Source organism: Leucobacter sp. OLIS6, from assembly GCF_002752355.1.
Taxonomy (GTDB): Bacteria; Actinomycetota; Actinomycetes; order Actinomycetales; family Microbacteriaceae; genus Leucobacter.
On sequence record NZ_MRAV01000001.1, the window covers coordinates 19,703 to 31,639 of the forward strand.

Genomic DNA, 11,937 nt, shown 5'->3' on the forward strand with positions numbered 1-11,937 from the left:
CGGTGCGAAGCGGCGTCGTGCGGGGTTCCCGGGGGTCGGGGCGCGGGTGCGCGCGGCGTCTCCGAGTGTCACTTTGACATAACTGGTAAGAATGCGAAACATAACTTGGATGGAACAGTGTTCGGTTCCTAACGTTGGCCTGTCACCCACGAAAGGACCCCGCTCATGACGCGCTCCGCCCGCTCCGCCGCCTTCCTCGGCGCTCTCCTCGTCGTCGGCCTCGGCGCCACCGCCTGCTCGGGCGCGGCCGGTGCGAGCAGCGGGGAGCCGAAGGACGGCGAGGTCCAGAAGATCGTGGTCGCGACGGGCGCGAGCCCCAAGCCCTACACGTACCTCGACGACAGCGACAAGCTGACCGGCTACGACATCGAGATCCTCCGGGCGGTCGACAAGAAGGTCGCCGATCTCTCCTTCGACTTCCAGGTGGCCGAATTCCCCGCCCTGTTCGCGGGCCTCGACTCCGGGCGCTTCAACATCGTCGCGAACAATCTCTCGGCGAACGAGGAGCGCAAGAAGAAGTACGACTTCAGCGACCCCTACATCGAGGCGCAGTTCGGCATTGTCGTGAAGCAGGACTCGAGCATCTCGAAGGTCGACTCGCTCGCCGATCTCGCCGGCAAGAAGGTCTACGGCGAGCCCGGGCTCAACTTCACGAAGATCCTCGAGAGCTACAACGAGAAGAACCCCGGCAAGAAGATCGATATCGAGTACACCGAGCTCGACCTGCAATCGCAGTACAACAACCTCGCCGCAGGCAACGTGGACTTCGAGTTCAACGAGCAGGTCGTGTTCGACGGCTACGGCAAGAAGCCCGAACTGAAGCTGAAGTTCATCCCGATCGACGGCGCGTACCTGACCGAGGAGTTCGGGACGAACCTGCGCTCCGCCTTCGCGATCTCGCGGCAGACCCCGAACCGCGAGCACGTCGAGCAGGAGATCAACACCGCGCTCGCCGGTCTCGCGAAGGACGGCACGCTGAAGCAGCTCAGCGAGAAGTTCTTCGGAACCGACTACTCCGTGCCCAAGCAGTAGCCGCCGCGCGTGACCATCATCGACTTCGGGGCGGTCGGCAAGTACGCCGTCGGTCTGCTGCCCTACATCCCGATCACCCTGGCGCTCAGCGTGGTCGCCACGCTGCTCGGCACGGTGATCGGGCTGGTCATGGCGCTCATCAAGATGAGCCGGATCCCGGTGCTGAGCCAGCTGAACGCGATCATCGTGTCGTACCTGCGCGGCACCCCGGTGCTCGTGCAGCTGCTGCTCAACGTGAACGCGGTGCCCATCGCGGTGCTGCTGATCAACCAGGCGGCCGGGACGAACTTCGATGCGCTCGCGCTCTCGCCGTTCCTCGTCGCGGCCATCACCTTCGCCTTCGCCGAGGCGGCGTACGCCTCGGAGACGATCCGCGCGGCGCTGCTCTCGGTCGACCGCCGTGAGATCGAGGCCGCCCAGTCGCTCGGGATGACCCCGTGGCAGACGCTCAGCCGGATCACGATCCCGAACGCCAGCGTGGTCGCGTTCCCGACGCTCGTCAGCCAGTTCATCGGCATGCTGAAGCAGTCGTCGCTCGCGTTCGTGGTCTCGGTGATCGAGGTGACCGCGTACGCCAAGATCCTCGGCGGACGCGATTACCACTACTTCGAGGCCTACCTCGCGACGGCCATCATCTACTGGGGGCTCACCGTCGTGATCGAGCAGGGGACCCGCGTCGTCGAGCGGCGCATGCAGCGTCCGATCCCGCGTCCGAAGCGGGGGCGCGGCGCGGCCGCCGGCCCTGATCGCCCGTCGGGCGCCCGCCCCGCCGCGCTCGACCCGAAGACCGCGGAGGTGCCCGCATGATCGCGCTCGACGCCGTCCGCAAGTCCTTCGGGGATCGCACGATCCTCGACGGCGTGACCCTGCGCTTCGAACCGGGGACGGTGACCGCCGTGGTGGGCCCCTCGGGGGCGGGGAAGTCGACGCTGCTGCGCTGCATCGACTTCCTCGAGCACCCGGATTCGGGGCGGATCACGGTCGGAGACCTGACGGTCGACGCCGCGACGGCGAAGCGCTCCGAGATCCTCGAGCTCCGCAGGCGCACGGCGATGGTGTTCCAGCAGTTCCACCTCTTCTCGCGCAAGACCGCGCTCGAGAACGTCGCCGAGGGGCTGCGGGTGATCCGCGGACTCGACCGGCGGACGGCCGAGCAGCGGGCGCTCGAGCACCTCGACCGCGTCGGCCTCGCGAGCCACGCCGCGCACTATCCGGCTCAGCTCTCGGGCGGCCAGCAGCAGCGCGTGGGCATCGCCCGCGCGCTCGCGATGGAGCCCAGCGTGCTGCTGCTCGACGAACCGACCTCGGCTCTCGATCCCGAGCTCGTCGGCGAAGTGCTCTCCACCATCCGCGGGATCGCGGCCGACGGCCAGACGATGGTGATCGTCTCGCACGAGATGCACTTCGTCCGGCAGGTGGCGCAGCGGGTGCTGTTCTTCGACGGCGGGGATGTCATCGAGGACGCGTCGCCCGATGCGTTCTTCGGTGCGGACGTCGGCAGCCGCACCCGCGCGTTCCTCCGCGAGTACCACCTCGCGCTCGGCACCCCCGACTACCAGATCTGACCGCGCCGACCGCGCCGATCCCGCCCGCATTGCAGAAGCAGAAGGAGACTCCCATGACCGATCCGCGCCCCCTGCGCCATCTCGGATTCATCCACCTCGTCCCGTTCAATCGAGACAACCCGCGTGCGGGCTTCGACGACGCCATCGAGCTGTTCCGCTACGCGGAGGAGCTCGGGCTCGACAGCGGCTGGACCCGCACCCGGCACCTGCAGCACGGCGTCTCGTCGCCCGCGGTGCTGTTCGGCGCCATCTCGCAGCGCACGGAGCGGATCGGCCTCGGCAACGCCGTGATCCCCGTGGGCTTCGAGAATCCGTTCCGCCTCGCGGAGGACCTCGCGACCGTCGACGTGATCTCGGGCGGACGCGCGCTGCCCGGCCTCAGCGTGCACCCGCCGGCCTACGACGACGCCGCGAACGACCTCGTGCACGACACCGGCTGGCGCGACGAGGACTACGGTTACGGACGCATCGAGCGGTTGCGCAGCCTGCTCGCGGGGGATCCCGTGCGCGAGGTGCCCGAGTACAACGGGATCGGCGGCGACTTCGACTCCGACCGCGTCGAGCCGCACAGCCCGGGCCTCTCGGACCGCCTCTGGTATGGGGGAGGTTCGCTCCGTTCGGCCGAGTGGGCCGGATCCGCGGGGCTCAACTGGCTCGTCAGCAACATCAGCTCCGCCGAGAACGGCGTGACCGACTTCGCGCAGGCGCAGCGCAACCAGATCGACGCGTTCCGCGCGGCCCACCCCGCGGGCGATGCCGCGCGGGCCACCGTCGCGCGCGTCATCGTGCCGACCGACGGCGCGACGCCCGAGCAGGAGCGGAAGTACCGCGAGTACGCCGAGGGCCGCAACCCGCGCACCGAACAGGTGCACGGTCGCAACACGATCATCGCGAAGGACGTGCTCGGCTCCCTCGACGAGATCGTCGAGTTCATCCGAACCGACATCGCGTTCCAAGCCGCCGACGACTACCTGTTCGAGCTGCCGTTCGAGTTCGAGCTGGCCGACTGGAAGCAGATCCTGCACCAGCTCGCGACGCGCATCGGCCCCGCGCTCGGGTGGACCCCCGCGAACGCCCGCGCCGGCGCATGACCGCGGGGAGCGAGACCCGGATCCGGGCGGCGCTGCCGACCGAGTACGCGGAGATCGACCGGCTCATCGACGCCGCGTACGCGCACGACTACGGCGAGGACGAGCACGACGACGATCCGATGCACCGTTCCGCCGTGCGAGCCGAGTCGTTCGACGTCTGGGTCGCGACCGACGAGCACGGCGATCTGCTCGGCAGCGTCACCACGCGGCGGGCGGGCGGGCCGCCGCTGCACGAGGACGTGGCCGCCGACGAGCTCGACCTGCGCCTGCTCGGCGTCGCGGTGCGGGCCCGCAGGCGCGGGATCGCCGCCGCGCTCATGCGGCACGTCCTCGCGGAGGCTCGGACGCAGGGCTTCAGCGCCGTGGTGCTCAAGACGGCGCCGAACATGCGCGGCGCCCACCGCCTCTACGAAACGCTCGGCTTCGAGCGCGCACCCGAGCGCGACGGACTCTGGATCGACGGCGTGCGCGTGCTCGAGCTCTTCACCTACGCCCAGCGCCTCGACGACCTGGACTGAGGCGGTCGGCCGTCCGGCCACCCGGTGGCCGGCGGCCCGGCTGCCCGGCTGCGCGGCTTCGCCGGGCGGGCTGCTCGGCTTCGCCGGGCCACCGGCAAACGCCCAGACGAGTCGAACGTAGAATGAAGGAGTGAGCGACAAACTCCTGCATTTGGTGCGCCACGGGGAGGTGCACAACCCCGACCGCGTCCTCTACGGACGCCTGCCCGGATACCGCCTCTCCGAACTCGGCCACCGCATGGCCGAGGCCGCAGCCCTCGAGATCGCCGGCAGCGACCGCGTGGTCGCGAAGCTCGTGGCGTCCCCGCTGCAGCGCACGCAGGAATCGGCGCGACCCGTCGCCGCCGCGCTCGGGCTCGAGATCGTCACCGACGAGCGCATCATCGAACCGACCAACCGCTTCGAGGGGCTTCCCAACACGGGTCCCGAGGCCGCCTTCAAGCAGGCGCGCAACTGGCCCAAGCTGTGGAACCCGCTGCGGCCCAGCTGGGGCGAGCCCTACCGCCAGATCGCCGGCCGCGTGCGCGAGGCGATGGACGAGCACTGGGACTCGGTGCGCGACGGCGACATCGTCATGGTGAGCCACCAGGCTCCCATCTGGATCGCCCACCTCGACATCGCGGGCAGGTCGCTCGCGCACAACCCCGCGAAGCGGCGCTGCGCGCTGTCGAGCATCACGACGTTCGAGCGGCGAGGGGAGCGATGGTTCGAAGTGGACTACCGCGAACCCGCCGCAGACCTGGTGGAGGATTCCGTGGATGTAGGTGCCGTGTGACCGGTCGATCGAAGAACCGGCGCGGAGCCGCGAGGATCGCCGCGCTCCTGGCACTCCCGCTCGCTGCAGCCGTCGCTCTCACCGGCTGCAGCGGCGGCAACGACTCCCTTCCCGAGCAGTGGAAGGACGGCGGCGGCAAGGGCTACATCTCGGGCGACGGCTCCTCGGTGAGCATCCCGCCCGCCGAGCGCAAGGACCCCGTCGAGTACTCGGGCAAGACCGAGGACGGCTCGACCTTCGGCTCGAAGCAGACGCTCGGCCACGTCACCGTCGTGAACTTCTGGTACGCGGGCTGCGCTCCCTGCCGAGTCGAGGCGAAGGACCTCAACACGGCCCAGAAGGAATTCGCGCCGAAGGGCGTCGAGTTCGTCGGCGTCAACACCCGCGATCAGGCGGCTCAGGCACAGCAGTTCTCCGAGGAATTCGGCGTGAAGTACCCGTCGATCCTCGACGTCGAGGGCGACCGCGGTGTGCAGCGGGCCTTCGCCGGCGCGATCCCGCTGAACGCGACCCCGGTGACCCTGGTGCTCGACGCGGAGGGACGCGTCGCGCACCGCGTGCTCGGCCAGCTGGCCGACGCCGGCCAGTTGCGCTCCATGCTCAACGAGACTCTCGCTGAGAAGACCCAGTAGCGTCGTGGGGGAGATCGGCAGACTCGTCGCGGACGGCCAGTTGGTCGTGGCCGTGGCGATCGCGCTCGCCGCGGGCCTCGTGTCCTTCCTCTCGCCGTGTGTGCTTCCGCTCGTCCCCGGCTATCTGGCGTACGTCTCCGGCACCTCCGGATCGAGCTCCGGCAGCACCGCCGCGGCGGACCCGAAGCGGGCCGGTCGTCGCGAGCGCGGTCGCATGCTCCTGGGGTCCCTGCTCTTCGTGCTCGGGTTCACCCTCGTCTTCGTACTCATCAACGTCTTCGCCGGGTCGCTCGGGCTCTGGCTCTGGGACTGGCAGGAGGCGATCACGCGAGCCATGGGCGTCGTCGTGATCCTCATGGGGCTCGTGTTCATGGGGGCCTTCTCGCGCATGCAGCGCACCACCAAGCTGAAGCTCAAGCCGCGCGTCGGGCTCATCGGTGCCCCCGTGCTGGGCATCGTCTTCGCCGTCGGCTGGGCGCCCTGCATGGGCCCCACGCTCGCCGTGGTGCTCTCGCTCAGCTCGCAGTCGGGATCGATCGGCCGCGCCGCGATCCTCGCGATCTTCTACTGCCTCGGGCTCGGGATCCCCTTCGTGCTCGCGGCCTTCGGGTTCGGCTGGATGACCCAGACCATGAGCTTCTTCAAGCGGCACATCCGCGTGATGAACCTCATCGGCGGCGGCCTGCTGATCCTGATCGGACTTCTGATGGTGACCGGCCTGTGGAGCCGGATGATGTTTGCGTTGCAGGCGGTGATCTCGAGCTATGCCCCGATCCTCTGATCCTCGATCCCGGGACTCCCGCGGAGGCGGCCGGGAATCCGAGAACCTGAGCCGACCGAGCGACTACGACGACGGCAACAGCGGCCGCGTCGCGTCGCAGAAGGTCGAGTCGCCCGAACTCGGCTTCGTCGGCTGGTTGCGCTGGTTCTGGCGCCAGCTCACCAGCATGCGCGTCGCGCTCGTGCTGCTGCTGCTGCTCGCCGTCGCCGCGATCCCCGGCTCGCTCGTGCCGCAGCGCAGCGCCGACCCGAACGGCGTGCTGCAGTACCAGCAGCAGCACCCCGAGCTGTTCAAATTCCTCGACGCGTTCCCGATCCAGGCGTTCGACGTCTACGGGTCGGTGTGGTTCTCGGCCATCTACCTGCTGCTCTTCATCTCGCTGATCGGCTGCGTGCTGCCCCGCATCCTGCACCACTGGCGCGCGCTCCGCGGGCGTCCGCCGAAGACCCCGGCGCGACTGCAGCGCATGGCCGGATTCTCCGAGGTCCGCATCTCGAACCCCGAGGCCTCCGCATCGGAGCGCGACGAGTTCGCCGAGCGCGCGGTCGCCGAGGCCGCGGGCGTGCTGAAGAAGCAGCGCTACCGCACCGAGATCCAGCGCGTCGCGGGGCGCGGCTCCCGGCCCGGATCCGTGTCGGTCTCGGCCGAGCGCGGCTACCTGCGCGAGACGGGCAACCTCGTGTTCCACCTGTCGCTCGTCGGCGTGCTGGTCAGCGTCGCCCTCGGCGGCGCGCTGAGCTTCAACGGGCAGAAGGTCCTGGTCGAGGGCGACACCCTGCTGAACCAGCTCATCGACTACGACTCGGCGAACTCGGGCCGGTCCTTCGATAACTCCACCCTCTCGCCGTTCCGCATGCGGCTCGACAACCTCGACGTGCAGTACGTCACTCCGAACGACAAGAACACGAAGGCCATCGGCCAGGTGCTCGACTACATCGCGCACGTCACGCTCATCGACCCCGACGGTTCGACGTCGAAGGACGAGATCCGGGTGAACCACCCGCTGCGCGTGCACGGCTCGCCCATCTACCTGATCGCCAACGGCTACGCGCCGACGATCACGATCAAGGATCCGAAGGGCACCGTAGTCTACAGCGAGTCGATGCCGTTCATCCCGCAGGACAACAGCACGCTGACCTCGCTCGGCGTCATCAAGGTGCCCTACGGGTTGAAGGACGCGGACGGCAAGCCGACGCAGGTCGGCCTGCGCGGCTTCTTCTACCCGACCAAGGCGGACCTCGAGAGCGGGGCGTTCACGTCGAACTACCCCGACCTGCTGAACCCGGTGCTCACGCTCGACGTGTTCTCGGGCGACCTCGGCATCGACCAGGGGATCCCGCAGTCGGTGTACGCGCTCGACACGAGCAAGATGACGCAGCTCACGGGCCGCGCGATCGACAAGAAGTCGATCGAGCTGAAGCCCGGGCAGACGACCGAGCTGCCGAACGGCATGGGCACGATCACGCTCGACAAGGTGCCCCGGTACGCATCCTTCGACGTGATGCAGAACCCGGCGCAGAACTACGTGCTGATCTTCGCGCTCGCGGCGCTCGGCGGACTGCTCACCTCGCTCTTCGTGCCGCGCCGACGCATGTGGGTGAAGGCGCAGGCGACCGAGGACGGCGTCGTGCTGCAGTACGCGGGTCTCGCGCGAGGCGACGATCCGACGCTCGAGCGCGCGGTCGAGGATCTGCGCGAGCAGCACCGGGCTCGGTTGTAGGGCGGGGCGCCGGCGGCAGATCGTGCCAGTCCCACGGACTGAGATTCGTGCCCAGACTGATCATCCGGCCGGACTTCTCAGTCCGAGCGCGGCTCTCGGTCTGAGGGCGAGCCTCGGCAGCAGGATCCCGGCTTGCTACCGTCGAGGCATGCCCCGCACCGATACCGCCTCCCGCCCGATCGCCGCGACCCCAGCCGAGGTGTACCGCGCCTTCGTCGATCCCGAGCTGCTGCTCGCCTGGCTCCCGCCGCAGAGCATGCGCGGTTCGTTCGAACGCTTCGACGCGACGCCCGGCGGTGGGTACCGCATGACGCTCGCCTACGAGAACGCTGGGGAGCCCGGCCGGGCACCGAGGGGCAAGACCACCGACGGCACCGACGTGGTCGAAGCCCGCTTCGTCGAACTGGTCGCGGGGGAGCGGGTCGTGCAGGAGGTCGACTTCGTCTCCGACGATCCGGCGTTCGCGGGCACCATGATCATGACCTGGCGCGTGCGCGAGGACCCGGAGACACCGGGCGGCAGCATCGCCGAGATCCGGGCCGAACGGGTGCCGAGCGGCATCTCCGCGGTGGAGCATGCCGTGGGCCTCGCGTCCTCGCTCGCGAACCTCGCGCGCCTCTTCGCCGCCTGACCCGGGCCGCGCTCGAGGTCTGTGACCCGCATCCGCCCCTGAAACGCGTCGAGTGGCGGCAAACGCTCCCGATGGATCCTCATCGGGCAGGTTTGCCGCCACTCGACGGAACCAGCGTGAGCTACTTCCCCTTCACCTCGCCGGCTCCGTTGCCGAGCTTCTGCGCGATGGCGATCGGCACGATCGAGACCACGATCAGCACGACGGCGATCACGGCGATGATCGGGGCCTGCGCCGGTCGGAGCATGTTGTTCATGATGAAGATCGGCAGCGTGGTCACCCCTTCGCCCGCGGTGAACGTGGTGACGATGATCTCGTCGAACGACAGGGCGAACGCGAGCAGCCCGCCGGCGAGCAGCGCGGAGCGCAGCTGGGGGAACGTGACGAGTCGGAACGTGGTCCAGACGCCGGCCCCGAGGTCGGCGGAGGCCTCCTCGAGGTTGGTGCCCATGCGGCGCAGCCGCGCGATCACGTTGTTGAACACGGTCACGATGCAGAAGGTGGCGTGCGCGACCGCGACGGTCCAGAGCGCGAGATCCACGCCGAGGATGGTGCGGAAGAAATTGTTCAGCGCGATACCGGTGACGATGCCGGGCAGAGCGATCGGCAGGATCACGAGCAGGTTCACCGCCTCGCGTCCGAAGAACTTGAAGCGCTGCAGCGCGAGCGAGATGAGCGTGCCGAGCACGAGCGCGATCGCGGTCGCGATCACCGCGATGAGGAGGCTCGTCCCGGTCGCCTGGATCGCGCCCGCGTTGGTGAAGGCGCGCCCCCACCACTCGAGCGTGAATCCGGGCGGCGGCCAGGTGAGGGACTTCGAGGTGGAGAACGAGTTCAGCACGACGACGAGCAGCGGCAGGTAGATCGCGGCGAGGATCACCCCGGTCACGATGCCGAGGGTGAGGCGCGAGGGCTTCGAGAGTCGCATGTTCGGGCTCCTGCTCTAGAGGTTGTCGAGCGCGCCGGTCCGGCGCACGATGAACAGGTAGATGAAGATGATCACCATCGGGATCAGCGCGATCGCGGACGCGAGCGGCAGGTTGTTGGCGCTGCCGACGTTGTCGTAGACGAGGTTGCCGAGCATCTGGCTGGTGCCGCCCACGATGCGCACGGTGATGTAGTCGCCGAGCGAGAGCGAGAAGCTGAAGATGGTGCCGGCGATGATCGCGGGGACCGCCATCGGCAGGACGACCGACCTGATGGTCCGCCAACTCTTGCCGCCGAGGTCGCTCGACGCCTCGAGCAGCGAGTCGGGTACGCGTTCGAGGCCGGCCTGGATCGGCAGGATCACGTACGGCAGCCAGAGGTACGACAGCGTGATGATCGTCGCCGGGAGCCCGTAGCCGGGGGTGCCGCCGCCGACGGGGGTGAGCAGCCACGAGAGCAGACCGTCCTCGGACAGCACCGAGCGCCAGGCGTACGCCTTCACCAGGTAGGAGGCCCACAGCGGGGTGAGCACCAGGATCATGAGGATCCGTTGCGTGCGGGGCGAGGCGACCTTCGCCATGAAGAAGGCGATGGGGAGGGCGAGCGCTACATCGATCACGGTCACGCAGAGCGCGACGAAGACGGTGCGCAGGGTGACCGTCTGGTAGAGCGAGTCGGTGACGACGCCGATGACGTTGTCGAGCGTGAACGTGGTGTTGATCGCGCCGGTGAAACTGTCCGTGGTCCAGAACGCGGTGACGAGCAGCAGCACGAGCGCGACGATGTAGACGAGACCGAGCCAGAAGAGCGGCGCGGTCAGCAGCATGGTGAGGCGGAGGCGCGGGTGCGCGTACAGGAAGGAGGAGAAGCGCCGGGCGAGGCTGGGCGTGCGTGCGACGACGGCCGTGGCGGGCGCTGCGGTGGAGGTGCTCATGGGGTAGTGGATCCTCTCGGGTGATCGGGGGCCGGGCGGGGAGGCGTTGCTCGCCTCCCCGCCGTAGGACGCCGAGCGTCCTAGCCCTTGATCTCCTGCCAGGCCTTGGTCCAGGCCGCGTAGTCGATGCACTTCACGTCGGTGCGTCCGTCGACGCACTCGGCGATGGGCGTGGTCCAGTACCAGATGTTCTTCGCGTACTCGGCGTCGCCCGCGTGGTAGGCCTCGCAGTCGTCGCGGAACTTGCAGGCCTCCTGGCTGGACGGAGCCTCACCGAAGTAGGCGGTCGCTTCGGCGTTGGCCTTCGGGCTCGAGATGTAGTCGAGCCACGCGTACGCGCAGTTCGGGCTCTTCGACTTCGACGAGATCATCCAGGTGTCGCTCCACCCGGTGGCACCCTCCTTCGGGATCGTCACCGCGGTGCTGCCGCCCTCGCCGGCGAGCACGTTCTGGATCACCTGCCAGCTGGTGCCGACGACGCTGGTCCCGGACTTGAACGACTGCACCTCCTTCAGATAGTCGCCCCAGTACTCCGAGATGTTCGGCTTCTGGTCCTTGAGCAGACTCACGGCCGCGTCGAACTGCTTCTGATCCAGCGCGTAGGGGTTCTTGATGCCGAGGTCGGGCTGGTGCGCCATCAGGTACATCGCGGCGTCCGCGATGTAGATGGGCGAATCGTACGCGGTCACCTTGCCCTGGTGATCGCCGGCCTTCTCGAAGACGACGTCCCACGAGTCGGGAGCGGTCGGGAAGGTCTTGGTGTCGTACATCAGCACGTTCGCGCCGTAGCCGTGGGGGACGCCGTAGGACTTGCCGTCGACGGTGTTCCAGGCGCGATCCTTCAGGAAGCTGAAGATCCCGTCGTAGTTCTTCAGGAGCTTCGTGTTGACGGGCGCGACGGCGCCTGAGGCGACGAGGCGGAGCGACGCGTCGCCCGAGGCCGAGATCACGTCGTAGTTGCCGGTCTTCATGAGGTTGAACGCCTCGTCCGAGGTGCCGAAGGTCTTGGTGGTGACGGTGCAGCCGGTCTCCTTCTCGAACGGCGTGACCCAGTCGACCTTCGGGTCGTTGGAGCCGTCCTCGACGTAGCCGGGCCAGGCGAGGATCGAGACCGACCCCTCGGTCTTGCCGAGCTTCTCGGCCTCCTTCGCGGTGCTTCCTCCGCCACCGCTGTTCGCGGTGCCGCATCCGGCGAGCATCAGGGTCAGCGCTGCCGCACTCGCCAGGGCGATTGCGACGCGACGCTGCGTCATCTTGCGGGTCATGGGTTCCTCTCCTCGAGGGTGTGACGGATCGGCGGCTTCGCCGTTCCTGGGTGATTCGGTTGGGGT

At 68.5% G+C, this 11,937-nt stretch carries 13 protein-coding genes; 10 read left to right on the forward strand and 3 right to left on the reverse strand.

What is annotated here, in order from left to right:
- Positions 1 to 165: 165 nt before the first annotated feature.
- From BMH31_RS00115 to BMH31_RS00160, 10 genes are all read left to right on the forward strand, one after another.
- Positions 166 to 1,032 carry a transporter substrate-binding domain-containing protein gene (locus BMH31_RS00115; RefSeq protein WP_099723892.1) on the forward strand — a complete coding sequence of 289 codons (867 nt, stop codon included), beginning with the start codon at positions 166 to 168 and terminating at the stop codon, positions 1,030 to 1,032.
- Positions 1,033 to 1,041: 9 nt separating this feature from the next.
- On the forward strand, positions 1,042 to 1,839 hold the full coding sequence (locus tag BMH31_RS00120; protein WP_099723893.1) for an amino acid ABC transporter permease: 798 nt from the start codon (positions 1,042 to 1,044) through the stop codon (positions 1,837 to 1,839).
- The gene (locus BMH31_RS00125; protein WP_099723894.1) at positions 1,836 to 2,597 is read left to right on the forward strand and encodes an amino acid ABC transporter ATP-binding protein; all 762 of its coding nucleotides are present in this window, start codon (positions 1,836 to 1,838) and stop codon (positions 2,595 to 2,597) included. The genes BMH31_RS00120 and BMH31_RS00125 overlap by 4 nt, the downstream gene beginning before the upstream one ends.
- A 53-nt stretch (positions 2,598 to 2,650) precedes the next feature.
- Positions 2,651 to 3,688: an LLM class flavin-dependent oxidoreductase gene (locus tag BMH31_RS00130; RefSeq protein ID WP_099723895.1), complete on the forward strand. Its 1,038-nt coding sequence runs from the start codon at positions 2,651 to 2,653 to the stop codon at positions 3,686 to 3,688.
- A complete protein-coding gene (locus tag BMH31_RS00135) occupies positions 3,685 to 4,206 on the forward strand; it encodes a GNAT family N-acetyltransferase (RefSeq protein WP_143469768.1) in 522 nt (173 codons plus the stop codon). The genes BMH31_RS00130 and BMH31_RS00135 overlap by 4 nt, the downstream gene beginning before the upstream one ends.
- Before the next feature lie 130 nt (positions 4,207 to 4,336).
- Positions 4,337 to 4,981 (forward strand): histidine phosphatase family protein, encoded by a 645-nt coding sequence (locus BMH31_RS00140; protein ID WP_046456850.1) that lies wholly within the window; start codon positions 4,337 to 4,339, stop codon positions 4,979 to 4,981.
- The gene (locus BMH31_RS00145; RefSeq protein WP_241898048.1) at positions 4,978 to 5,613 is read left to right on the forward strand and encodes a TlpA disulfide reductase family protein; all 636 of its coding nucleotides are present in this window, start codon (positions 4,978 to 4,980) and stop codon (positions 5,611 to 5,613) included. Before BMH31_RS00140 ends, BMH31_RS00145 begins: the two co-directional genes overlap by 4 nt.
- Before the next feature lie 4 nt (positions 5,614 to 5,617).
- The gene (locus BMH31_RS00150; protein ID WP_099723898.1) at positions 5,618 to 6,394 is read left to right on the forward strand and encodes a cytochrome c biogenesis protein CcdA; all 777 of its coding nucleotides are present in this window, start codon (positions 5,618 to 5,620) and stop codon (positions 6,392 to 6,394) included.
- On the forward strand, positions 6,378 to 8,114 hold the full coding sequence (locus BMH31_RS00155) for a cytochrome c biogenesis protein ResB (protein ID WP_241898050.1): 1,737 nt from the start codon (positions 6,378 to 6,380) through the stop codon (positions 8,112 to 8,114). The genes BMH31_RS00150 and BMH31_RS00155 overlap by 17 nt, the downstream gene beginning before the upstream one ends.
- A gap of 148 nt (positions 8,115 to 8,262) precedes the next feature.
- Complete coding sequence (locus BMH31_RS00160) at positions 8,263 to 8,745, forward strand: SRPBCC domain-containing protein (protein WP_099723899.1); 483 nt, start codon at positions 8,263 to 8,265, stop codon at positions 8,743 to 8,745.
- Between the two features lie 121 nt (positions 8,746 to 8,866).
- On the opposite strand, the gene BMH31_RS00165 is transcribed toward BMH31_RS00160, so the two are convergent.
- From BMH31_RS00165 to BMH31_RS00175, 3 genes are all read right to left on the reverse strand, one after another.
- Positions 8,867 to 9,673 carry an ABC transporter permease gene (locus BMH31_RS00165; RefSeq protein WP_099723900.1) on the reverse strand — a complete coding sequence of 269 codons (807 nt, stop codon included), beginning with the start codon at positions 9,671 to 9,673 and terminating at the stop codon, positions 8,867 to 8,869.
- Positions 9,674 to 9,688: 15 nt separating this feature from the next.
- The gene (locus tag BMH31_RS00170) at positions 9,689 to 10,606 is read right to left on the reverse strand and encodes an ABC transporter permease (RefSeq protein WP_099723901.1); all 918 of its coding nucleotides are present in this window, start codon (positions 10,604 to 10,606) and stop codon (positions 9,689 to 9,691) included.
- An 80-nt stretch (positions 10,607 to 10,686) separates the two neighbouring features.
- Positions 10,687 to 11,871 (reverse strand): ABC transporter substrate-binding protein, encoded by a 1,185-nt coding sequence (locus BMH31_RS00175; RefSeq protein WP_241898052.1) that lies wholly within the window; start codon positions 11,869 to 11,871, stop codon positions 10,687 to 10,689.
- Positions 11,872 to 11,937: the final 66 nt, after the last annotated feature.